Annotated in this window: 20 protein-coding genes; 15 read left to right on the top strand and 5 right to left on the bottom strand. The window is 55.0% G+C overall.

Annotated features, from left to right (window positions below; genetic code table 11):
- Window positions 1-2 precede the first annotated feature (2 nt).
- The 4 genes from AC07U5_RS22120 (at window position 3) to AC07U5_RS22105 (ending at window position 6,224) form a co-directional block, all read left to right on the top strand.
- Window positions 3-986 (top strand): FAD binding domain-containing protein, encoded by a 984-nt coding sequence (locus tag AC07U5_RS22120; RefSeq protein ID WP_113260199.1) that lies wholly within the window; start codon window positions 3-5, stop codon window positions 984-986.
- Between the two features lie 3 nt (window positions 987-989).
- A complete protein-coding gene (locus AC07U5_RS22115) occupies window positions 990-3,167 on the top strand; it encodes a xanthine dehydrogenase family protein molybdopterin-binding subunit (protein WP_113260200.1) in 2,178 nt (725 codons plus the stop codon).
- A gap of 197 nt (window positions 3,168-3,364) precedes the next feature.
- Window positions 3,365-5,020 carry a thiamine pyrophosphate-binding protein gene (locus AC07U5_RS22110; RefSeq protein ID WP_494724326.1) on the top strand — a complete coding sequence of 552 codons (1,656 nt, stop codon included), beginning with the start codon at window positions 3,365-3,367 and terminating at the stop codon, window positions 5,018-5,020.
- A gap of 64 nt (window positions 5,021-5,084) precedes the next feature.
- Window positions 5,085-6,224 (top strand): FAD-dependent monooxygenase, encoded by a 1,140-nt coding sequence (locus tag AC07U5_RS22105; protein ID WP_062590708.1) that lies wholly within the window; start codon window positions 5,085-5,087, stop codon window positions 6,222-6,224.
- A 13-nt stretch (window positions 6,225-6,237) separates the two neighbouring features.
- On the opposite strand, the gene AC07U5_RS22100 is transcribed toward AC07U5_RS22105, so the two are convergent.
- Window positions 6,238-7,779, bottom strand: coding sequence for a cation:proton antiporter (locus AC07U5_RS22100; RefSeq protein WP_113170333.1), 1,542 nt, complete (start codon window positions 7,777-7,779; stop codon window positions 6,238-6,240).
- Between the two features lie 99 nt (window positions 7,780-7,878).
- On the opposite strand from AC07U5_RS22100, the gene AC07U5_RS22095 reads away from it, so the two are divergent.
- The gene (locus AC07U5_RS22095; RefSeq protein ID WP_113260259.1) at window positions 7,879-9,108 is read left to right on the top strand and encodes a flavin monoamine oxidase family protein; all 1,230 of its coding nucleotides are present in this window, start codon (window positions 7,879-7,881) and stop codon (window positions 9,106-9,108) included.
- Between the two features lie 31 nt (window positions 9,109-9,139).
- A complete protein-coding gene (locus AC07U5_RS22090; RefSeq protein WP_113260202.1) occupies window positions 9,140-10,024 on the top strand; it encodes an AraC family transcriptional regulator in 885 nt (294 codons plus the stop codon).
- Window positions 10,025-10,032: 8 nt separating this feature from the next.
- Here the strand turns inward: AC07U5_RS22090 and AC07U5_RS22085 are convergent, their stop codons facing one another.
- Window positions 10,033-11,115 (bottom strand): LysR family transcriptional regulator, encoded by a 1,083-nt coding sequence (locus AC07U5_RS22085; RefSeq protein WP_312930929.1) that lies wholly within the window; start codon window positions 11,113-11,115, stop codon window positions 10,033-10,035.
- A 221-nt stretch (window positions 11,116-11,336) separates the two neighbouring features.
- Between AC07U5_RS22085 and AC07U5_RS22080 the strand changes: the two genes are divergently transcribed.
- The 5 genes from AC07U5_RS22080 (at window position 11,337) to AC07U5_RS22060 (ending at window position 16,709) form a co-directional block, all read left to right on the top strand.
- Entirely contained in the window at window positions 11,337-11,984 is a 648-nt protein-coding gene (locus tag AC07U5_RS22080; protein WP_376782026.1) for a 2Fe-2S iron-sulfur cluster-binding protein, read from the top strand.
- On the top strand, window positions 11,981-12,958 hold the full coding sequence (locus AC07U5_RS22075) for an FAD binding domain-containing protein (protein WP_113260203.1): 978 nt from the start codon (window positions 11,981-11,983) through the stop codon (window positions 12,956-12,958). The genes AC07U5_RS22080 and AC07U5_RS22075 overlap by 4 nt, the downstream gene beginning before the upstream one ends.
- Entirely contained in the window at window positions 12,958-15,123 is a 2,166-nt protein-coding gene (locus tag AC07U5_RS22070) for a xanthine dehydrogenase family protein molybdopterin-binding subunit (RefSeq protein WP_312930928.1), read from the top strand. The genes AC07U5_RS22075 and AC07U5_RS22070 overlap by 1 nt, the downstream gene beginning before the upstream one ends.
- 46 nt (window positions 15,124-15,169) lie before the next feature.
- Window positions 15,170-15,892, top strand: a complete 723-nt coding sequence (locus tag AC07U5_RS22065; RefSeq protein WP_113260204.1) for a hypothetical protein — start codon at window positions 15,170-15,172, stop codon at window positions 15,890-15,892.
- Between the two features lie 241 nt (window positions 15,893-16,133).
- On the top strand, window positions 16,134-16,709 hold the full coding sequence (locus AC07U5_RS22060) for an acyltransferase (protein ID WP_082469835.1): 576 nt from the start codon (window positions 16,134-16,136) through the stop codon (window positions 16,707-16,709).
- A gap of 77 nt (window positions 16,710-16,786) precedes the next feature.
- On the opposite strand, the gene AC07U5_RS22055 is transcribed toward AC07U5_RS22060, so the two are convergent.
- Entirely contained in the window at window positions 16,787-17,614 is an 828-nt protein-coding gene (locus tag AC07U5_RS22055) for an oxidoreductase (protein ID WP_113260205.1), read from the bottom strand.
- A 79-nt stretch (window positions 17,615-17,693) separates the two neighbouring features.
- On the opposite strand from AC07U5_RS22055, the gene AC07U5_RS22050 reads away from it, so the two are divergent.
- Entirely contained in the window at window positions 17,694-18,620 is a 927-nt protein-coding gene (locus AC07U5_RS22050; RefSeq protein WP_113170330.1) for an AraC family transcriptional regulator, read from the top strand.
- Window positions 18,621-18,760: 140 nt separating this feature from the next.
- Here the strand turns inward: AC07U5_RS22050 and AC07U5_RS22045 are convergent, their stop codons facing one another.
- The gene (locus AC07U5_RS22045; RefSeq protein ID WP_162238107.1) at window positions 18,761-19,177 is read right to left on the bottom strand and encodes a nuclear transport factor 2 family protein; all 417 of its coding nucleotides are present in this window, start codon (window positions 19,175-19,177) and stop codon (window positions 18,761-18,763) included.
- Between the two features lie 243 nt (window positions 19,178-19,420).
- Window positions 19,421-19,831, bottom strand: a complete 411-nt coding sequence (locus AC07U5_RS22040; RefSeq protein WP_062590721.1) for a hypothetical protein — start codon at window positions 19,829-19,831, stop codon at window positions 19,421-19,423.
- 73 nt (window positions 19,832-19,904) lie between these two features.
- Between AC07U5_RS22040 and AC07U5_RS22035 the strand changes: the two genes are divergently transcribed.
- From AC07U5_RS22035 to AC07U5_RS22025, 3 genes are all read left to right on the top strand, one after another.
- Complete coding sequence (locus AC07U5_RS22035; protein WP_062590723.1) at window positions 19,905-20,465, top strand: TetR/AcrR family transcriptional regulator; 561 nt, start codon at window positions 19,905-19,907, stop codon at window positions 20,463-20,465.
- 463 nt (window positions 20,466-20,928) lie between these two features.
- Window positions 20,929-21,258, top strand: coding sequence for a putative quinol monooxygenase (locus tag AC07U5_RS22030; RefSeq protein WP_062590867.1), 330 nt, complete (start codon window positions 20,929-20,931; stop codon window positions 21,256-21,258).
- A gap of 697 nt (window positions 21,259-21,955) precedes the next feature.
- A complete protein-coding gene (locus AC07U5_RS22025) occupies window positions 21,956-22,990 on the top strand; it encodes an ABC transporter substrate-binding protein (RefSeq protein WP_376786334.1) in 1,035 nt (344 codons plus the stop codon).
- Window positions 22,991-23,003 lie beyond the last annotated feature (13 nt).

The raw sequence follows: 23,003 nt of genomic DNA, 5'->3' as shown, positions 1-23,003 counted from the left end.
ACATGCATCCTTTCTCCTATTTTCGGGCCAGCGGTGCTGATGATGTCAATAAGGCGCTTCGCGATGAGGGAACACGCATCCTCGCAGGCGGCACCACCCTCTACGACTTGATGAAATTGGATGTCGAAAATCCTGTGAAGGTTGTCGATATCAGCGGACTTGCCCCCCAGCCGATCCGCGTCGAAAACGACACGCTGATACTGGATTCACTGCTCCGTATGAGCCAGGCCGCCGAAAACGAGACGCTTCGTCTGCGGTCCCCTGCCCTGCGAGAAGCACTCATGCTGGCAGCCTCGCAGCAGCTGCGGAATATGGCAACCCTCGGCGGCAATCTGCTCCAAAGAACCCGCTGTAGCTACTTTCGCCATGGTGAACCTTATGCGTGCAACAAGCGCCAGCCAGCATCTGGTTGCGCAGCGCTTGAGGGTCTGAATAGAAACCACGCGCTTTTCGGTGGATCGAATGCCTGTATAGCCGTTTATCCCGGTGACTTCGCAACGGCACTGGCCGCTTTCGACGCGAGGGTCGAAATTACAGGTCCATCTGGCGCAAGGGAGCTGGATCTTGTCGATCTTCACCGGGAGCCCGGCGAAACTCCCCATCTGGAGACCCATCTGCGCCCGGACGAATTCATCAAGGCCATACATATACCGCTGACGAAAGCCGCCCGCTCGTCCACTTACGTCAAAATCCGTGATCGCGAGTCCTATGCCTTCGCCCTCGTTTCGGCAGCGGTAGGCATCGAAATGGAGGGAGAGATTGTTCGGGATGTGCGCATAGCGCTGGGAGGCGTGGCTACCCGACCATGGCGATCGGCAGCCGCGGAACAAGCACTCATCGGTCGTCCCCTGAATGACGATACAGCACAGGCAGCCGGTCGTGCAGCATTCGTCGGCGCCTCAACCACCCGCCACAACGCCTTCAAGACCGAGCTTGGGGCGCGGGTCGTTGCCGATGCCCTCATGATTGCAAAGACAAGGATCTGAAACATGGCAGACACGCAGTTTCCCAATATCGTTCGCGTCGATGCACATGCCAAAGTCATGGGCGCTCCGATCTACGCTGCCGACATGCGAAGCGAGGGGCAGCTGCATGCCGTCTTCGCAGTTGCAACCGTTGCCAAGGGTAAGATCTCCGAGATCGACGTTTCAGCGGCCCGCGCTCTGGCACGCGTGAAGATGGTGGTCACGCACGAGGATGTTCAGGGCCTGAAGCCCGCTGGCTTTCTCCTGGGTGGTGGCTATGCCTTCCAGAGCCTCAATCCCTTGGCGAGCGAAGTGATCGCGCATCGTGGCCAGCCGATCGCCATGGTGGTAGCCGAAACGCTGGAGGTTGCTCTGCATGCACGCACTCTGATCCGCGTCGTGTACGAGAAGGAGCCGTTCGCTGCGTCAATCTCGAGCAGTGGAACAAACACCATTGCGCAGGCAGAGTCTCCGCTGCCGCAACAACTCTTTGCCGATACTGTTGCCGGAGATGCCGTGACCGCCCTGGCAAGCGCTGTTGAAGTTGTCGATGCGAGCTTCTACAGCCCCCCTCAACATCAAAATCCCATAGAGCTGGTTGCAACTGTTGCGACCTGGGAAGATGACAAGCTCATCATTCATGAAGGCACGCAAAATGCTGGCGCGATAAAATTCGGCGTGGCGCAAAGCCTCGGGATTCCTCCGGAGAACGTAACGGTCATTTCTCCACATGCCGGCGGAGGATTTGGACAGAAGAACTCCATGCAGATGCAGACGACCCTTGTGGCATGGGCCGCACGGCAGCTTGGCGCATCGGTGAAAATGGTGGTTCCCCGTGCCCAGCTTTTTACCAATGCGAGCTTCCGTCCTGAATCACGTCACAGAGTTCGGCTCGGTGCGGATAAGGATGGCCGCATTACATCGGCTCTCTACGATGTCGATGCCCAAAGCTCACGGCATGACCTTTTTCCGTTGGACTATACGAGCGCAGCGGCACGGCTCTACAGGATACCGAATTTCAAGGGCTTCCAGAGGATCGTGCAGACGGATGTGCAAACGCCGGGATATATGCGGGCACCATATGAGCACTTCGCATCCTTTGCTCTCGACACAGCCGTCGATGAGATGGCGGCGCGGTTCGAACGTGATCCGGTGGAATACAGGCTATCGCTGGATACGGACAAAGATCCGGTTTCCGGCCTGCCTCTCTCCTCACGTTTCCTCAACGAATGCCTTACGCGTGGAGCACAACGGTTCGGATGGTCATCGCGCAACCCGAAGCCAGGCTCCATGAAAGCGGAAAACGGTGATCTGATCGGCATGGGTGTGGGGTGCGGGTGTTATAAGGCCGCCACCGCGGCTGCGGTGGCAACACTGAAAATGTCGCGGGATGGCGACGTCACAGTCTCGGTCGGTGTGCACGAGATGGGTCAGGGCATTCGAACCGCCTTGGCAAATGCAGTTGCCCGGAAACTTGGCATCGATACTGCCAAGGTGGATGCCGTCATTGGCGACACGCGTGGCGCGCCCCAGCATCTGACCGCAGGTTCGTGGGGAACGGCGACGGCAGTTCCAGCGGCTGAACAAGCAGCCGAAAAGCTTCTTGTGGAACTCGGACCCAATCCGCAATCGGCCATCGCAAAACAGGGCTTGGACAGCTATGAAGTCCGCATCGAAAGGCGCGCACCGGGGCAGCCCGCACAACTCGCCGAAGCGCTTCACTCCGGCCGTCCTGCACCATGGGGGCCGATCTATGGTGAGTTCATAAGCTATAGTTACATCGCCCATTTCGTTGAAGTTCGCGTCGAGCCGACAACGCGGCGGATCCGCGTTGCGCGTGTCGTAAGCGTGGCCGATTGCGGTCGCGTGATAAGCCCGCGCACTGCCGAGAGCCAGGTCAAAGGGGGCGTTGTCTGGGGCATCGGAGCCGCGTTACGGGAAGCAACTGAAGTTGATCCGCGTTATGGCGGTTTCCTTAACACCGATATCGCCGAATACATCGTTCCCGTAAACGCTGACATCGGTCGCACGGAAGTCGAGTTCATTGACCGCCCAGATCCCCTTATCAACAGCACTGGTATCAAAGGTCTCGGCGAGGTCGTCATGACAGGCGTGGCTGCTGCAATTGCCAACGCGGTCTGGCACGCAACGGGACGTCGGCTCCGCACATTACCGATCAGAGTGGAAGACGTCCTTGCATAGCAGCGCCTGTGAAAGCATGGCCTGCCATATGGGATAACTGATCAAAACCCCTCCAGGGCGCACGATGCTCTTTCATTGGATGCGCCCAATACCCGAAAATCTATCGCCAAGAAAATTTGGTGACAACAGGTCAGAGCATGGACGCCAGCCCACAGGCCGACGCCATGCTGCTGAAGTAAGACTGTCCAGGAGTGAATATGACTACAGGTGCAGAGCGCCTTTTACAGGTGCTTTCAGACTCAGGCGTCAAATATATATTTGGCAATCCTGGAACGACAGAAATGCCCATCATGCATGCCCTTCGGCAGTTTCCCGAAATGACATATGTTCTTGGGCTTCAAGAAACGGCGGTCGTTGCCATGGCGGACGGATACGCCAAATCGAGTGGTAGCGCAGCATTCGTCAATCTTCATACGGCGGGTGGCCTCGGGCATGCCATGGGCGCTCTTCTTCATTCTCAAATCGCCAAGACGCCTATGGTCGTCACGGTTGGCCAGCAGGATACCAGACACAGCTTCAGCGATCCCCTTCTCTATGGCAACGCGGTCGGGATGGCGGCTCCCGTCGTGAAATGGGCACGGGAAGTGCTCCATCCGCATCAAATTGCGCCTCTTCTCCGGCGAGGGCTGGAAGCGACAATGACGCCGCCTCTTGGCCCCGTATTTCTGTCTCTACCTATTGACGTGCTGACGGGAGATACGACTGATCTTGTAGAAAAGCCTTCCACCGTAAACCGAACCGCGGCTGCCGGTGGCTTGAAAGATCTGGCTCTTGCTTTGATGGAGATACAGCCGGAACGCCTGGGGATTATTGCGACAGACGAAGTGAATGCCGGTGACGCGATCGCGGAACTTGTCAACGTCGTCGATCTTCTTGGCGCGCGAGTCCATGGCCCGTCATGGCCAGGTGGAATGTCATTTCCTGCCTCACACCCCCTATGGAAGGGCAACCTTCCAACGACGGCTTCGGAAATGCGCTCCGTGCTCTCCGACCTAGACGCCGTTTTTGTTATCGGCGACAATCCGTTCATATCCTATCTCTACAGCGATGGTCCGGCTCTGCCGCAGCGCTGCCGTCTCTATCAGATCACCCATGATGGAAACGAGGCGGGTCGCACGTACCCGACGGAACTTGCATGTGTCGGTAACCTGAAAACATCGCTGCACGCTCTCGGTCTTCTGCTTGTCGATGCAAACGGCCATCATGAGCAAGCCCGTGCAGCCCACCGATCGCTTGCTTCGGCCGAGAGAGAAGTGCGATTGTCTTGTCTGGAGGCACAGCTTGAAGAGCAAAAGCAACGAACGCCGATCAGTCCCTTCGTGGCCGCTGGCGAGGTGTTAAACGCGCTGAACACGGACGTGATCGTCGTCGATGAAGCGCCAGCGACCATGCTGCACGTGAGGTCGTTTCTCGAAAAAATCAATGTGCGCCGATACTTGTTCATGCGAAGTGCCATTCTCGGATGGGGTCTTCCAGCCGCCGTGGGAGCGGCTCTGGGATCGCCCGGCTCGCCTGTCGTTGCCCTCCTGGGAGACGGTTCGGCTCTCTATGCGCCACAGGCTCTGTGGACTGCAGCCAGACTGGGCGTGCCCGTCACATTCGTCATTATGAACAACGCGGAATACAATATTCTCAAACGATACTCTGTCGCTCAAGGCTATGAGACAGGAGGAAATTCCACGATCGCAGGCATGGAGCTTGATACGCCATACATAGACTTTCAAGCGCTTGCGACGGCTTTCGGCATCACTGCCCGCCGGGTGTATCGAGCAGATGAAATTCACTCAGCAATCCAAGAGGGCGTGTCATCGGGTCGACCGAACCTGATTGAAATCGTGATTTCGACATCTTGATCGAACCTCATTACCAACCTTCAACCAGTGTTCGAACCGGACTGACGATAAAAAGATCGATACCATGATGAAAAATGAAAATGACGCGCCGGATCCGTTTGACGTAATCGTCGTCGGTGCTGGCATTGCCGGGCTCGCCCTGACCCGTGAACTGTATCGGCGCGATATCAAAGTCGTAGCGCTTGAACGCCGTATGGATCTGGTCGACTCCGGACTAGCCATTAATCTTCCCGGCAACGCTATCGCTGCGCTCAACAGGCTTGGTCTCGGGAATGACCTGAAGCAGGTTGGAAATCCCATTACGCGTCGCGAGTATCGATCTTCCGGCGGACGCCTGCTCTTCAAAGTAGACGAAGTCGACTTCTGGGGATCTGATAATGCCCCACGCTGCATGCGACGGTCAGACCTAGCCGCGCTGTTGATGAAAGACGTTCCGGCATATCTGACCCGTTATCAAAGCGCCGTTACATCAGCGACTGCCTCCGGCAACTCCGCGACAGTCACAACATCGGACGGTCAAAGGCTCGAAGCCAGTTACCTTGTAGGAGCAGATGGCGTTCACTCCATTGTTCGCAAGTTATGTTTTCAAGGGGGTTCAGCCTCATTCTCGCAACTGGCACAAAGGAGCTGGCGGTTCATCGGCCCTAACCCTGGCGTAGATTGCTGGACCGTGTGGATGGGACAGCACGCGATCGTGTTGCTCATTCCGCTCGGGCCTGATGAAGTTTATGGCTGGGCGACTGTCACACATGATAAGAGTTCTGCCCAAGATCCCAGGATTTTGCTGCAGCATATGGCCGGCTTCGCTAGCGAACCGCGGCGGGCCGTCGAAGAAGCACTGTCGACGCCGGATCGACTGTTCACATCACCTTTGCACGAAATCCGCCTTTCGGATTGGAGTTGCAACCGGGCGATCCTCATCGGCGATGCTGCGCATGCGACTGCTCCCGTTTGGGCGCAGGGTGCGGCCTTGGCACTGGAAGATAGTATCGTGCTTGCGGATCTCATATCAGGCAATGCCGATCCGCAAAGCCTGGGAGAACAGTTTACGCGTCAAAGACGCGATCGAGTGCGGCACGTGCAAGCCATGACAGACCGTGCCGCCAAAGTATCTCGGTTGCCAGCACCTTTCCGAAATCTTCTCATGCCGCTACTCGGACCTTTGAGCTACAAGAACACGTACGGGCCTCTCAGGACGACATAACGCAGCAAACGTATCATCCTTCCATGATGCGTTTGCTTTCGTCAGAGCCTACAGAAAGCTGTTTCCAGTCAAGGTCTTCTTGCAATTCAAGATATTGCGTTGGGCCGATCTGGTCCGTCTTGTGCAACTCGGCAAGGTGCTCTCGTTGCGCGATGATCGCAGCTTTGATCATTTTTCGCCGTCTCGACAACGGCGAACCCTCTAGCAAATCTGGCGTTGCTTTCCGGTGCTCGAGATAAATAGCGCGAATGGCTTCTGCCTCTGGCCCCTTTTCATTCTCCAAGCGACGGAATGCCGCTTCCGCCAGCGACCTTCGGGCAGTTTCGAGTTCCTCTCGGGCCTCCTTCTCCCTGCCAAGCTTAAGAAGGGAAATCATCGGTGCCAAGGTTGCGCCCTGAATGACAAGTGTTGAGAGGACCACAGCGAAGGCTGTGAGCACCAGCAAATCACGCTCGGGAAAATCTGCCGGTAGCGCAAATGCAGTCGCCAGCGTGACCAGTCCACGCATGCCCGACCAGCCGACCAATAGGGTTTCGCCTGCCGTAAACGGTGCCGAACGCTTCCCCTGCCGGTTAGGGAAGGCAGAAGCAGCATGCAGCAGGAAGGCGATAGCAAGACGCGTTACGATAACGGCGGCAACAACGACTGCGGCAAAATACACGGCGCGTTCCAGTTGCTCGGATGGCATTGCCTGGACGATGCGGCGAGCCTGCAGGCCCATCAAAAGAAAAGCGACCACATTCAAAAGAAAGACGACTGTCGTCCAGACTGCGAAGGAATGAACGCGCATGCGCGGCGAGTTATCGACCTTCTCAAGCGCGGCAATCGTCATGGCGCTCGCCACCGTTGCCAGAACGGCAGACAGATGTAGATGCTCGGCAATGAGCCAGGTCGAGAAGGCATAAACAAACTGTAACAGAGTGCCGCCCACAGTGTTCTCCGTCAGTGGCCTGAGCCGGGATACCAGAAGCCCGAAGACGATGCCGAAGACAATTCCGCCCGGCACCGCCAGACCAAGTTGAACCGCGACTGCGCCATTTATCCCTCCCTGTGCTTGCATCGTCAGCGCCGCGCCAAAGAGCAAGAGAGCCGTCGCATCATTGAAAAGGCTTTCGCCTTTCAGGAGCGTGTCGACGCGTCTAGACACCGGAAGGCTGGAAAGAACCGCCGTTGCTGCCGCTGCATCCGGCGGAGCGACGATGGCACCCAGCGTGAATGCCACCGCCAATGGAAGACCGGCCATTTCAACGCCGACCAACGTTACGACGCAGGTGGTAATGAGAACAGCGAAGATCGCGTAGAAGATCAGCGGTAGCAGCATTCGGCGCGCCGCGCCCACGGGAAAATCATAGGCTGAATCGATCAAGACAGGCGCGATGAAGAGAGCCAGTGCCGTGGGCGGGTCGATGGGGATCGTAGGCGCTCCGGGCAGGAGAGCCACAGCCACACCGGCAGCGGCGAGAATGCCGGGATAAGGCAAGTGCATTCGCCGTGTGACTTGAAGAAGCAACATAGCAATCGCCAGCAATGCAATAATGGTCTCAAAGAAAGTCATCGCCATGACACTCCAATGCTTTCGAGCGCGTTGAAAGAGCTAGATGCTGCATGTAAAGGTGTTTAACATGAAGGATAAGCGTGAGAAATAATCATGGCGCTGGATTATGACGTTGCTCTTATCGGTGCGGGAGCGGCCGGTATCGCAGCGGCTCGAAAACTGACGAGCGCCGGACGTTCTGTCGTTATTCTCGAAGCCAGCAATCGCATTGGTGGGCGCGCATGGACGATCGGCCTGTGCGGAATGCCGCTGGATCTCGGTTGTGGCTGGCTCCATTCCGCGAAACGCAATCCGTTTTCACAGCTCGGTCGCGAGGCAGGATTTTCCATCGAACGCACGATATCCGCCTGGCAGAGCCAATGGCACGAACTTGGCTTCTCCAAGGCTGAACGATCTGCCGCGCGATCAGTGTGGGAAGCGTTCAATGAGCGGATCAGACGCGATCCCCCTGAGACGGACCGGGCTTCGGATGCACTCGATCCTGACGGCGAGTGGAACCAATATTGCCAGTCGCTCAGCGCTTATCTCAACGGCGCGCCTTTAGAGCAACTCTCGATCCGCGATTTTCTCGCTTATGACGATGCAGCCACTGATGATAACTGGCGTGTGAAGGAAGGATATGGGAGCCTGATTACAAGCTGCCTCCCAACGGATGCCGCCGTGCAATTGTCGACGCCAGTTCGACGCGTGGCGCTGACTGGGGACGGTGTGCGTGTCGAGACAGATCGCAACGCGTTGTTGGCAAGCGCGGTGATTGTCACGGCATCCACCAATGTGCTCGCGCGAGGCATGATCTCATTTGATCGAGAAGTGGATGACCATTTGCAGGCGGCGACCCAATTGCCGCTTGGGCTTGCAGACAAATTGTTCATCAGGCTTGAGGGTCACCATGGTCTGGAACCGGAGACCCATCTGCTGGGCAACCCTCGCGACTCGTCAACTGGCAGCTATTATATCAGGCCAATGGGTCGACAGCTGATTGAAGGCTTTTATGGGGGCGAAGGCGCTGCGCGTCTGGAGACCGCAGGTCTCATGGATGCTTTTGCATTCGCATCAGACGAGCTTGCATCGCTCATCGGAAATCGCATCAGATCTCATTTGAAGCCTTTGATCGCCTCCACCTGGTGCGCGATGGACTGGATACACGGCTCCTACAGCCATGCAGTTCCCGGTGCCTCGCAAGCGCGTATTTTACTTGCGCAACCAGTGGAAGACCGGTTGTTTTTCGCCGGCGAAGCGACACATCCTCAGGACTTCTCCACGGCTCATGGTGCGTGGGACAGTGGACTGCGTGCCGCCGGTGAGGTTCTTGCGGTCATGACATCTTAGCAAATAAAGGGCAAACGGCAGTATTTTGGTAATGACAGACAGGCAACATATCGAAGCAATCATTAAACGACATGCTCCATGCGACGGCACGTTCGAAACCAAGCTGCCGGGTCTGAGGCTGATACGCTGTTCCACGCCGACGCTTCCAATGCCTGTCATTTATGAACCGGCACTTTGCCTCGTCGCACAGGGACGAAAGCGGGCAACACTTGGAACAAGAAGCTTCGTCTATGACAGCGCCAATTATCTTATCGCTTCGGTCGATCTTCCAGTCATGGGAGCGGTTATAGAGGCTTCTCCGGAAAAACCTTATCTTTCAATGCAGCTTGACCTCGATACCGCTGAACTGGCTGACCTGACGGTTCGGTATCCTTCGAACGAGCGACCGTCAGGACGCAACCCGGCAGGACTTCTGCTCAATGAGGTTGATCCAGGCATCATTGATGCCGCAACGCGTCTTTTGAAGTTACTAGACACTCCTCAGGACATTGACGCCCTTGCACCGCTGGCAAAACGCGAAATTCTCTATCGGCTTATCACAGGCGCTTCAGGTCATGACGTGCGCCGGATCGCGCATGCGGGCACGCATCTTACGCAGATAGCGAGAGCGATCCTGTGGATCCGCGAACACTACCGGGAGCAATGTCCGGTGGAAACCGCCGCTGAAGTCGCCGGGATGAGTCGCTCGACCTTTTATACCCACTTTAAAGCGATCACCAATATGAGCCCACTGGAATTCAGAACCCAGTTGCGGCTCCAGGAAGCGCGCCGACTTATGCTCAGTGACGGGCTCGACGCAGCGACTGCTGGATTTCAGGTTGGTTATGGCAGCCCATCGCAATTCTCCAGAGAATATACGAGGGTCTTCGGCACGCCGCCCGCAACACACATCAATAGTCTGCGGCAGTTGCCTTAACCCCAGTTTTACAATTCCTCTGGAACACTGAGCGACGCAGCGGCATCGTGACCTATCATATCTGCCGCAATGAATGGATTGGCGGATGGTCTGGATGCTGGCCGTCCAAGAAGTTGGTAACGCTGAAACGACTTCACGAAATGGTCGAAGGCGGCTCGGATGCGGCCAACCTTCAGAAGATTCTCGTGTGCGACGATCCAGACGTCAAGTTTGTGAATATCGACATCCGGCAATATTCTGATCAAGTTGGAATCCGTTTCTCCCAGAGGCGTCTGCAGCACTCCAATTCCGATCCCCTGTCTAAGTGCGGCGACTTGCGCGGGATGGCTGTCGCTCTTGAAGACGAAGTTGCTGGAGGTTGACGTCAGACCAAGAGACACCGCGAGAGCCCAATCTGCGCGGTTTCGGTCTGGACCGATAAGGTCGTGATCTCCAAGTTCCATAAGGTTCTTTGGCACGCCGTGTCTGTGGACATAAGACGTGGATGCGTAGAGCCCAAGAGGAATATTCGCCGCCTTACGTGCAACCAGAGCGCCTTGCGTTGGAGTATAGGTGCGAATTGCGAGATCAACTTCTCGTGTCAACAAATCGGCAGACACGTCGCTCAGTACCAGCTCGATCCGGAGATCTGGATGTTCGATCCTTAGATCAGCGAGCATCTTCGGAAGCACTTCAGTACCCATGATTTCCGGTACGCTCATCCGGACGACGCCGGAAACCCCGCCGCTCGAAGCTGCCTCCCGACGGAAGGAGTGAGACGCATGGGCCATCGCCGTGACCGGTCTTCTAAGGCTTTCTGCCAGTTCCGTGGGGATTAGGCCCGTCGTAGAGCGAACAAACAAGACCGCACCAAGAGCGCTCTCCAGCACCTCTATTCTGGACCGAACCGTTGGATGAGAAACCGCCAGTTTACGCGCGGCCGCTGCAAAGCTGCCAGCCTCCAGAACAGCCAGAAAAACGCGTTGATCATCCCAGGAAATTTCATCGCTCATAAAGTTTTCTACAGCTCCTGAAGGAAAAACGGAATTCTCATCCGCCCCGGTATCTTTAGATTTTTGCTGTGATCCACACACAGCATCACGGTTTGCCACCTACGCCACCGACCTGGTCCGTGAAAGTCATCGTTGGAAATTTCGGAGGATTCGCCAAGTTTCCCGGACAATCATTTTATCGATCGGCTCGGGGTTGTGACTACCGTTGATTGCGGGAAGGTGAACATTGCAAGCACTAACCAAAAGTTGTGCTTGATGCATATGCAACATTTTAGTTGGCCGGCTTAGATCGCCGGATGCAATCATGAAGGGAGATACATGTGACAGATACTGAGGACCAGGCACCCGGCCTTACTCGTCGGCAATTTCATCAAGTTGTCGGGACAGGCGTGGCGGCAACATGGATGACGTTTGTCACCCCCTTGGAGTCGGACGCTGCACAACCGGCATCAAAAACCCGGAATTTGGTGAGCCTGACTGTCAACGGTCAGAAGCATGATCTCCAGCTTGATCCTCGTACAACGCTTCTCGATATGCTTCGAGAGCACCTCGCATTGACCGGGACGAAGAAGGGTTGCGATCATGGCCAGTGTGGCGCCTGCACAGCGATTGTGGATGGTCGGCGCATCAATTCGTGCCTGAGCCTGGCAGCTATGCACGACGGCAGTGAGATAGTCACGATTGAAGGCCTGGCATCGGCAGACAGTCTGCATCCAATGCAGAGCGCATTCATCGAGCATGATGGCTTCCAGTGCGGCTACTGTACGCCCGGCCAGATATTGTCAGCCGTTGGAGTGCTCAACGAACTGGCTGCCGGTTTCCCCAGCGCGGTCACGGCGGATCTGAATGCCGCACCCGATGGAAGCGCGATGGAAATCCGTGAGCGGATGAGCGGCAATATCTGTCGTTGCGCGGCTTACCCCAACATCATTGCGGCAATTCTCGATGCAAAAGGAACACGCGCATGAGGGACTTCATCTATCACCGTGCCCGTTCAATCGATGATGCCATGTCTCTTCTAGGCACAAATCCAGACGCAAAATTGCTGGCTGGCGGCACAAATTTGCTAGACCTCATGAAGCTTCAGATCGAAACGCCACCCCACCTCATTGACGTCAATCACCTTGGTCTGGACGGAATTGAGGTCACCGAGGCTGGTGGACTCTGGATCGGTGCGACAGTCCGTAATGCCGACCTTGCCTCTCATCCCGCTGTACGGAGTGATTACGGTGTCCTGACGCGGGCACTGGTTTCAGGGGCCTCGGGCCAACTGCGCAATCGAGCGACGACAGCAGGTAATTTGATGCAGCGTACACGCTGTCCCTATTTCTACGGCACGACCATGGCCTGCAACAAGAGAGAACCCGGCTCAGGATGTGATGCGATCAACGGACTGTCAGCCAACCTTGCCATTCTCGGCACGAGTGCATCATGCATCGCAACGCACCCCTCGGACATGGCCGTTGCCTTGCGCGCGCTGGATGCGTCAGTCGTCGTGACGGGACCAGACGGCGAACGCAAAATTGCGATCAGCGAGTTTCACAGACTGCCCGATGAGACACCACATATTGAGACAAATCTGAAGGCCAGGGAGATCATAACCAAAGTCGAGCTTCCCGCCCCCATCGGCGGCAAACACGTCTATCGCAAGGTACGCGAGCGAGCCAGTTACGCATTTGCGACCGTATCCGTCGCACTGATCGCGCAGATCAACGGCAAAGAAGTTGCCATCGAACGCCTGGCATTCGGCGGCCTGGCTGCAAAGCCATGGCGTGTAGAAGCCGCCGAAAACCAAGGGTTCGGCCGCCCTGAAGATGTCGCCCGGGACGCCGCGTCCGCGGCTCTCGAAGGGGCAAATCCAACGGAGCATAACAGATACAAGATTGAGCTGGCGCAGCGTGCTCTGCACTCCGCCTTGATTGATGCACAGGAGCAGAAATAATGATCCGTCTCGATACTGATAGCACGGACACGCGCATCGTCGGCAAACCCGTCAGCCGATTGGACGGCGTAAAAAAGGTAACAGGCGCTGCAACTTACGCTTATGAGCACGCCCCGGCCCTAAAGGCTTTGGTTGGCGTCTTTGCGACTTCCAGCATAGGACAAGGCGAAATCCTGGACATTGACGTGACGGCGGCTGAAAAGATGGAAGGGGTTCGCCGGATCATCACCTATAAAAACTGTATACCACAGGGTAAGCTGGATACATCAAACGCCAATTTTACGACCCGGGCACGGCCCATCCTTTCGAGCACCACGATAAACCATTATGGTGAACCCGTCGCTCTGGTGGTTGCAGACACCTTCGAACAGGCGAGAGATGCGGCCCGCGCCGTAAAGCCCTTGTATAAGCCTGGCCAAGGGAATTTCGCCTACTCTCCAGAGAGCGAAATTGTCGATGAGGAAATGGCTGCGGCCGGCTTTGTCGGCACGACCAGAGTTGGTGATTTCGACACCGGCTTCGCAGGGTCCACTGTACAGGTCGATGCGAGCTTTGAAACCGCGATGCAACTGTCGCAACCCATGGAGCCGCATGCGACGCTGGCGTGGTGGGACGGCGAGACTCTCAATCTCGTCACCAGTCATCAGACGATAACCAATATTCAGACATCCCTGGAGGCTGCTTTCGGATTGTCGAAAGAGCGGCTGGTCATCTCCGCGCCGTTCGTCGGGGGTGGGTTTGGTTCGAAACTTGCCGTACACGCTGACCTGATGGGTGCTGCCGTTGCCGCCAAAATGTCAGGACACCCGGTGAAGGTTTCGTTGACCCGGCAACAGATGTTCGGCCTCACAGGTCTTCGCCCATGGCAACAGCAACGGGTTCGGCTGGGTGCGAGCGCCGATGGTCGCCTCGCGGCAATAGGCCATGAGGCCCTGATTTACTCCAATCGTAACGATCCGTTTGTCGAGCAGACCGCCACCGTGACACGATCTCTCTATGCTGCGCCTCATCGCTTGACACGTCATCAATCGTTTCATCTCGACCTGCCGAACGGCGAGGCTGTTCGCGCGCCCGGCGAAATGACAGGTTTGCTCGCTGTTGAAATAGCGATGGACGAGCTTGCCGAAAAACTGTCGATCGATCCGGTCGAATTGCGCGTTCTGAACGATACGACATCCGATCCGGAGACGGGCGTCCCACTGACCGGGCGCGACCTTGGCGAATGTCTCCGTACCGGCGCGGAACGGTTCGGTTGGTCGGAGCGTGGCGCGAAACCGGGTGAGCGGCGTGATGGCCAGTGGCTGATTGGAATGGGCGTCGCTTCGGCCATTCGCTTTCACTTTCAGGGGTCAGCAGAAGTCGAGGTCGCCATAAGGCCAAACGGCAGGATAGAGGTCAGGTCAGACCTGACCGACATCGGCACGGGCAGCTACACGATTCTTGCCCAGATCGCTGCCGAACTTCTTGGGCAGCAGGTTGAGGACATTGACGTTACCTTGGCACATTCGAGCCTGCCACCCGGCGGAGGTTCGGGAGGATCATGGGGTGCACCAAACACGGCGACAGCCCTGCATCGTGCATGTCTCTCCCTTCTGGAGCGCGCAGGGGTTTCACCAAGCCCGAATTTTATAGCAGATGTTTTGAAGGCAAATCCTTCAGGACTGATGGCAACAGGCACAATTGCATCTTCTGCCAACACCGAAGACTGGGAAGCAAAGTCGCGTCACACATACGGTGCCCACTTTATCGAGGTCGGCGTTCATTCTTTAACAGGCGAAGTCCGGATTCGACGTATGCTCGGTGTGTTCTCCGCTGGCCGTATTCTTAATCCTAAAACAGCCAAATCTCAGCTTTTGGGAGGGATGATATGGGGCGTTTCGGCAGCCATTCGTGAAGCTGCCGAAATTGATGCACGTTACGGAAACATCGTGAATGGAGATTTGGCGGAATATCTGGTGCCGGTCCACGCGGATATTCCCGACATTGATGTCATCCTGATCGACAGACCGGACCTGGACGCAAATCCGGTGGGCGTTAAAGGCGTAGGAGAACTGGGGAATTGCGGCTCATCCGCTGCCCTTGCCAACGCTATTTATAACGCCTGTGGCGCCAGAGTTCACAAATTTCCAATCCGGCTGGCAAGCCTGCTGCCCGCGCTTCATTAGCATTGATATCGCCGTAGGGAATATAGCCATGGCATGACAGCATGCCATGGCTAGAAGAAACTCGTTTTACATTTTGTACAAAGGGCACGCCGCGACTCCATCAGATGCCGTGGGCGACTTCATGAAACGACGGATGAAAGAGTGCATTTTGCGGAAAACACCCACACTGTTTGAAATTCTAAAATACCATCGGGAAACCGCTTTCGTGCTGGCAGCGAGCTTTGTGGCACTTTTCATAGCTGGCATCGCTTCGACGCTCGTCATACCGGAACTCCGACCAGGTGGGCTCGGAGCACTTCGAAATGGCGGCGAATCCGGCAGTCTCGGTTGGCTCATATCGTCGGCATATTCCGAAGGGAATATTCCGTATGCCATGGCTGTGACATTCCTCGTCAATCTGATGTGGGCCGGCTTCTTACAGACGACTTTACCGACCTTTGTCGTGCCCTATCTCGGTGCCGTGGTCACGGGCCTTCGCTTTCTGCTTTGGGGAATTCTCTTCACGCCTGTCGGTGCGAATGATCAATCAATCTTCATTCATTACATCACGCTTTTTCTGGAAGGATTTGCGTACGCACTCGCGGCTTTGGCGGCCTGGATCCATAGCAGAATGTTTCTCAGACCCGGTCTCTATGGACTGCGAAGTCGTATTCAGGGTTACAAAGCGGGCTTAGTGGCAACCGCCAAGATTTACATCATCATTATTCCCGCCTTGATCATGGCAGCAGCATACGAGGCGATATCTGTTATCGGGTTCATAGCGCAATGATGGCTCAGTCTGCCGCAGCTAACCGCAATCTACCACAGCTACATCCCGCAGTCGCGGTGTCGCAGGCGATACAAAATGATAGGAGCGCAATCTGACATAAGCTTTAGGCTTTAAACCATAACTGCATTCCTTCGCTTTGTGCTAAACAAGCACTCGAACGGATAACGGCAGATGGGATTTCCCCTTTTATCCCTCGCTGCGTTCCCCGAAATGTGCGTCTCTCCCAGAGTTCGGATTTCACATGGCAAATCTATTTCGCATCATCACAAGGCGCGGCGCAAACAAGTCAATCAGACTGGTCAATCGGGGTACAGCCCATGTTGAAGGACAAGTAACAGGCGCTGGCGAGATATGCCTTGGTCAAGCTTGGAAAGGTCTTCCGGCCGAGCCTACGCAGCTCATTATAAAACCCGACGGACAGCTCCATCTCAATGGTCGCTTTGATGTCTATAGCGGCTGCACGATCGGCATTCAAAGCGGGGCGAAGCTTACACTGGGAAGTGGTTTTGCTAATCGTAGCAGCTGGATATCCTGCGGCCATGAAATAACGATTGGCGAGCAGGTCTTCATCGCCGATCAGGTTATAATCCGCGATTGGGATGGCCACACAATCGTTGGACGCCCTAACGCCGCACCCATTACAATCGGAAATCACGTCTGGATCGGGATGCGCTCCATGATCCTCAAAGGGGTCACCATCGGCGACGGCGCTGTGATAGCTGCCGGAGCGGTCGTGGTGAAAGATGTTCCGGCGGGTTCCGTCGTTGCAGGCAACCCCGCGAAAGTCGTCAAAAACGATGTCTCTTGGGTACCGTAAGGGCCAGCGGGCACATCCGCACCACTGTTCAATATCCGACGCCGTGCGACGATCGCGGCGTGGCTTATTCCGATTCATCACCCGTCAGTCGAAACAGTGAGAGCTTTCCAGTCCTCAATTTCCTGCTGCAACCGGTCGATCCGCGCCGTTACGTGCTTGAGAGCATCGCTTCCCAGAAGAAGTTGCGGCGGAGGGCTGTCGGCTTCGATGAGGGTGAGTAGGGCGGCGGCCAGCTTTTCAGGATCACCAAGTTGGTTACCACTCACGGCCTGTCTGGCCTCGCGGATCGGATCAAATAGACTGTCGTAATCTGCAATCGACCTCTCCGTTCGTATCATCGAGCGCCCTGCCCAGTCCGTTCGGAAGGAACCGGGGCAAAGTGTCGTAACGTGAACACCAAAAGGTGCCATTTCAGAGCGCATGACTTCGGAAATACCTTGGAGTGCGAATTTGCTGCCGCAGTAATACGCGATGCCCGGCATGGTGACCATGCCGCCCATCGATGTGACGTTGACGATAAAGCCACGGCGGCGCTCCCGGAACCTGGGAAGAAACGCTTTGGCCACCGCAACCGCCCCAAAAACATTGACGTCAAACTGACGTCGCATCTCATCGATCGGCGACTCTTCGAGGACACCCTCGTGACCGTAACCGGCATTGTTTATCAGCACGTCGACGGGTCCGTACTTGTCCTCGGCTTGCCTGACGACCTCTGGAATACGATCGAATTCGGTCACGTCGCAAATGACCGTGTGCAGTGCCGGAAGGGACTTTGCCATCGCTTCACGAGAGCTTTGGGAGCGGACTGTCCCAATGACTTCGTGACCGGCCTGGACTGCGGCGGTAGCGATCGCCAATCCGAAGCCTGAATTTGCTCCAGTGATGAAGAATGTCCTGGCTATCATTGTTTGAAACTCCTTGATTGCTTGTGGACGTGACAGATAATATGAGAACCTTGGAAGAACGATCTTGGAAACTATCAAGTTGTTGCCAAATCCTATTTATGACGACAGAAGAGCGTCCATGAAGAACCAGCTTGTCGAATTGGCCGGACAACTTGCTCCTCGCCACGGGTACAACCCGACATCTCTTCCTACGGTCCGTATTCTGAGAACCGAGACTGTGCTTCGCGACATTCCGGTGCTCTATAATCCAGGGGCCGTATTCGTCTTACAGGGAAGCAAGCAAGGCCTCCTTGAAGGAGATATCTACCTCTATGATGAGGACCACTATCTTGCCGTATCGGTGCCAGTTCCCTTTCGGATGACGTCGACTGCCAGTCCGCAGCGGCCTTTGCTGGCGATCTATCTGGAGTTCGATATGCAAATGGCGGCCGAAATCGCCATGCAGATTGAAAAACACGCAGGTCCGGCAACGACACTGCCCAATGGCCTCACATCGAGCAGAATGGGCGATGACATCGAGGATGTCCTGTTACGCCTGTTAATTGCACTCGGCAGCGCGGTTGATATCGCAGTGCTTGGAGCCTCAATCCTGCGCGAACTGCATTATCGGGTCATGGTTGGACCGCAAGGCGCTGCAGTCGTTGCAGCCCTTCAGCGAAAAGGCACGCCTGGAAAATTGGTCCAGAGCCTTGTGTGGATACGCGCGAACTACGGTTCCGACATCGCTGTAGCGGACCTGGCAAAAGACGTGGGTATGAGCGTTCCCTCCTATCACATGCATTTCAAGAAGCTGACCGGATCGAGCCCGATTCAATATTTGAAAGCATTGCGGCTTCATGAGGCAAGACTGATGATCGCTCGTCAAAGCGGGACAATCGCGCAAGTGGCTATATCGGTCGGTTACGTAAGTCCGGCGCAGTTCAGCCGTGACTTCAAACGGCATTTCGGGCGAACAGCATCGGAAGAGGTGAAGTGGGTTCGGCATCACCTCGGAGAGCAGCCCTGAAGACGCTGAGACAAGATATAGGTGGCGCAGCGTCATCAACCGGTCAGTACGGATCGTTTCAAGGTCATTACGCCACAGGCGACTTCGGAGTTCCCTACAGAGCCAGCTTTCGCACAACTTGCAGCGCAGCTATTCGCTATTCAGAGTTTGACGCGGTCTATGATTTCGTAATAAGCGTGGAAATCGAGCCATTCGATGCCAGAAACAACCCGGCCGTCGCGCATGTCCATGATGTACATGTATTCGTTGCGGTAAGGAACGCCATCAATAGCGGTTGTGGCACTCTTGATGCGGGCAAACACCTTGTCGCCATCTGCCCACGTTCCTACGACCGTGATGGTTAGCGGTGACGCAAACCGCGCAAAAAGTGCCTCTTCCGCTTTCGAGAAAAGTTCTTCTTTGCTGTGATACGTTCCTGCGATCGGACCGTGGCCTGCCAGTGTCCACTCTACGTCGTCTACAAAAATCTCGAAAAATTTCGCAAAGTCATGAGACGAACCCGCAAGAGCGTTGTTCACGATGTTCAAGTTCGATTGCTCGGTCTGTGAATAAGGCATGTTCATCCTTTCTTGACTTAGGATCATGGAGCGCCTTGAAGGACAACCGTCCAAAATGGCGTCATGTGTGGGCTGCTTAGGCTGGAAACATTTCATTTCCTCGTTTGCATCAATGCAAGCCTGCTTCGGCGGTCTCGAATAAACTTTGGTTGATCAAAAGGGCGCTAAACCGGGCGGATCGCTAAAAATACTTAAATGTTCAAACCGGATACGCGTGCTAGCGTGTTGAGGTCGACAAGGTCTTCAAGGCCGAGTGGCAATAAACCGCCAGTCTGAAACAGCAGCCAGACGATGAGGCTCTGCGCGTATTGAGTAATCTCGACTGTCTACGATTGATCGCAGATCGGCAAAGCTTCTATACCGAACGGCTACGATGTCGTCCCATTGCTCTTGTTCTCGTGGAAACACTGTCTTGAGCTGCTTGCCGGCATAGACAAGTTCCACGGGTATATCCAAGCTGGCTGCGATGTCGCGGAATGCACCCGCGTAGCCTTCATAATATGCGGCCCGGGCCGTTGCCCTCTTGTCTTGGAAGTCATCGGGATAAGAAGGGTGAGCCCTGAAAGAAAGCAGATTTATCATCACAACGGGTTCATCTCCGATCACGCGACTAGCCTCAGCCAAGCCATCAGGCGAAAATTCAAGCTCATTCATAATTCAAACTTTCTGACATTATTTGTAATTTTGTCAGTTTTTGACATTTTTTGTCGAGATGTCAAGATACGTTATGCGTAACAGAATCGATAAGACAGATGACATTCTGCGAGGGGCAGAAGACGTATTCGTTCGGTATGGCTTCGCTCGCACCACAATGAGCGACATCGCCATAGCCGCCGGTATCTCCCGGCCCGCACTCTACCTTTTGTTTCCAGACAAGGAGGCAATATTCGGCAGGGTTATCGAACAAATGGATGAGCGTTCGCTGGGCCGGATAAGAGCTGCCGTGGCCGAGATTGAGCCCATAGACCAGAAGCTGTTACACGCCTGTCTGGTGTGGGGAGCGCATGGTGTCGAACTCGCGGAAGCATTTCCCGACGCCGCGGATCTCTTTGACCTTCGCTTCCCTGCCGTGCGTCTAGTCTACTCACGATTCCAGATGTTGATTGTTGATATCCTCAGCGCGAGCGCGGACCCATGGCGGTTGCCTATCAGCCGCCAAGACTACGCATTGACACTCACCTACGGAATGCGAGGCCTCCGCTACGCTGCTGAAGATGTCGAGGACATGAGGCGTCTTATTGAAGCACACGTCACGATCTATAGCATGCCGCTCAGGGATTATACCTAGGGCCGAGACAACTTTGCACATCAAAGCAAAATATCCGACATCAGCTTCAATGAATGACCCATATCCAGTGTGAATCGATTTCAACTGGTGCACCATTTTGCAGACCTGACGACGCTCTGTTCGCACGCGATACTGTTTTACAAAATTGTGACGTGGAACATACTATGAGTTGTTTTCCAAACAACTGCTGAAAGAAAATCGATATTGTTATTTTAGAACAGTGATTTAGAGCTTTTCGTCTAAAAACGACAGTCCCATCTTCCATCTTAAAAATAGTTGAGGCGCAATCTCTAGGCACTTACCTCCTCTCTGCTCGGTCACCGGTCTGGCTTTTACTCAGCGTACGAAGTGAATCGTGATCGGTGATCTATAACTGCAATCTGCTGGCAGGACAGTCGTAGTCAGAATTTCCGTTAATACTGTGTCTCTCATTAAGGTAATACGAGACCAACAGGAGGACATCATGTTCAACCGCGAAAATATCACGAATACCACTGTGGTTCTCTGGGAGGGTCGCGCGAAACCGGGGCGCGAAGAAGACTTGAGAAACTTTATACGAAGCGCTGTAACCGCCTCGAGAAATGATACTGGCTGCGTCGACTACGAAGCTCATGAAGTTGAGGGACAAGTGGGTACCTTTATCATCTATGAACGCTGGACCAGCAAAGAAGCGCTTGATGCACATCTGAACGCTGCAAGGATGCGAGAACTTGCCCCGCAATTTTCAGAGATGATTGAAGGTTCGATTGAGACAGGTATTAGATTCCTAAGTCCGCTTAGACCATCAAATTAAATGCATCTGCGAACGATAAAAGTAGGCAGTATGCGCGCCAAAAGTTTCCACTCGACGAGAGTAACATGGCTTTTGGCAATTATGATCTGCTTTAGAACACGCAATCGCCCATACTGATTCAGGCCGTTTACAATCAGTATTAGAATTCTAATAAAGGTACAGGCTCCAACCGCGCTCATTTTGAGCGTCTTCGGCGTCTAGGCGTTTGAGAGGATGCCCGTGGCTTCTCAACGCGCATTTCCTCACACTCAAAGGCCCACGCCTTGAAGGGATGTGAATCGATAACCATCATCTCAATTCTCTAAGGGACTGAAACTTTTAACAGTGAATGGATTTAGCTTGATGGTTTTTCCATCAGTCACCATCCAACCGCTTTTCGGACCGGAGTGATAGCAACTTCATGGAATGCGTTCTGCTTGAACGCGCAACCTCAATGCAGAAGTGCTTATACTTCCTTTTCACATTGACTTGAATAACGCGATCATCCGTTTTTGGTATGTCAGCTCCGACGCGTAATCAGCTCTCAAGAACGTGCAAAGAATATTTTGGTAACGATGTCATTGACAAGGCGATTGGCAATGGTAACGATGTCATCGCGAACATTGTCGCCCCGGCGAATAATTCCTATTGCGGTAAACGCCGACGCAAATAAAGGGGAACTAAAATGAACGTAATCAAGATCTCTCCATCCGCGCATATGCAAAAAGCCCTCAAGGCAACAGTTGCTGTAGGATGCTTCCTCGCTCTGTCCACGGGTATCGCTTCTGCTGCAGCCAATTGCGTCAAGGGCGATCGTAAGGCGCCCTATACGATCGGCTGGGCAAACATCTACTCCGTTCCGACATGGATGAAGCAGACCGAGGGAACGATCTCGGCAGAGGGTGAGGAACTTAAGAAAGCAGGCCTGGTCAAGAAGCTGATGATTACCGATGCGCAGGGTAATGCCCAGACACAGATCCAGCAAATCCAGTCGATGATCGATGCGAATGTCGACGCGATCGTGGTGATTGCGGGCTCCTCGAATGCGCTTGATCGCGTCATCTCCGATGCGTGCGACAAGGGTATCGCCGTCGTCAACTTCGATAGCCTCGTCAACACCGACAAGGTCACTGCCAAGATCAACACCGATTCAGGTGAATGGGGTCGCGCGGCCGCCACCTGGCTTTCCGACAAGCTCGGCGGCAAGGGTAAGATCATCGTCATGAACGGCCCCGCAGGCATCTCGGTCAGCGATGATCGCCGCAAGGGGGCCCAGCCGGTTCTGGACGCAAACCCGGGCCTCCATATCCTCACCGAGACGAATACCGAATACAATGTGGCGCCCGCCCAGGAAGCGATGACGAGCCTGCTTTTCGCCAATCCGGAGATCGACGGCGTGCTCTCGCTTGGCGGATCGCTTTCCGCAGGTGCGGTCATGGCCTTCGATCGCCAGGGACGCGATCAAGTGCCGATCACCGGCGAAAACGCCCGGCAGTTCCTCGAACTCTGGAAGGAAAAGGACCTCAAGGCATGGGCAACCATGCAGCCGAACTGGCTCGGTGCGCTTTCCGTCTACACAGCGGTCCAGGCTCTCGAGGGCAAGAATGTACCTGCCTTCATCAAGGTTCCTCTACCCGTCATCGATGATACCTCTGTCAAGGGTTACCTCGATCGCGCTGACAAATTCCCGGCCGACGGATACATATACTCGGATTACGACAAGGCGCTCTTCGACAAACTGATCGCCCAGTAACCCGCAGCAAAGG

The sequence above is a fragment of the Agrobacterium sp. GW821-FHT02D03 genome, from assembly GCF_059421725.1.
The sequence above is the reverse complement of the archived record's forward strand: the minus strand, read 5'-3'. Positions and strand labels throughout refer to the sequence as shown.

Coding starts and splice junctions, on each gene's coding strand:
- AC07U5_RS22120 (WP_113260199.1), top strand. CDS start 3: ATGCATCCTTTCTCCTATTTTCGGGCCAGCGGTGCTGATGATGTCAAT.
- AC07U5_RS22115 (WP_113260200.1), top strand. CDS start 990: ATGGCAGACACGCAGTTTCCCAATATCGTTCGCGTCGATGCACATGCC.
- AC07U5_RS22110 (WP_494724326.1), top strand. CDS start 3,365: ATGACTACAGGTGCAGAGCGCCTTTTACAGGTGCTTTCAGACTCAGGC.
- AC07U5_RS22105 (WP_062590708.1), top strand. CDS start 5,085: ATGATGAAAAATGAAAATGACGCGCCGGATCCGTTTGACGTAATCGTC.
- AC07U5_RS22100 (WP_113170333.1), bottom strand. CDS start 7,779: ATGACTTTCTTTGAGACCATTATTGCATTGCTGGCGATTGCTATGTTG.
- AC07U5_RS22090 (WP_113260202.1), top strand. CDS start 9,140: ATGACAGACAGGCAACATATCGAAGCAATCATTAAACGACATGCTCCA.
- AC07U5_RS22075 (WP_113260203.1), top strand. CDS start 11,981: ATGAGGGACTTCATCTATCACCGTGCCCGTTCAATCGATGATGCCATG.
- AC07U5_RS22070 (WP_312930928.1), top strand. CDS start 12,958: ATGATCCGTCTCGATACTGATAGCACGGACACGCGCATCGTCGGCAAA.
- AC07U5_RS22065 (WP_113260204.1), top strand. CDS start 15,170: ATGGCTAGAAGAAACTCGTTTTACATTTTGTACAAAGGGCACGCCGCG.
- AC07U5_RS22060 (WP_082469835.1), top strand. CDS start 16,134: ATGGCAAATCTATTTCGCATCATCACAAGGCGCGGCGCAAACAAGTCA.
- AC07U5_RS22055 (WP_113260205.1), bottom strand. CDS start 17,614: ATGATAGCCAGGACATTCTTCATCACTGGAGCAAATTCAGGCTTCGGA.
- AC07U5_RS22045 (WP_162238107.1), bottom strand. CDS start 19,177: ATGCCTTATTCACAGACCGAGCAATCGAACTTGAACATCGTGAACAAC.
- AC07U5_RS22040 (WP_062590721.1), bottom strand. CDS start 19,831: ATGAATGAGCTTGAATTTTCGCCTGATGGCTTGGCTGAGGCTAGTCGC.
- AC07U5_RS22035 (WP_062590723.1), top strand. CDS start 19,905: ATGCGTAACAGAATCGATAAGACAGATGACATTCTGCGAGGGGCAGAA.
- AC07U5_RS22030 (WP_062590867.1), top strand. CDS start 20,929: ATGTTCAACCGCGAAAATATCACGAATACCACTGTGGTTCTCTGGGAG.
- AC07U5_RS22025 (WP_376786334.1), top strand. CDS start 21,956: ATGCAAAAAGCCCTCAAGGCAACAGTTGCTGTAGGATGCTTCCTCGCT.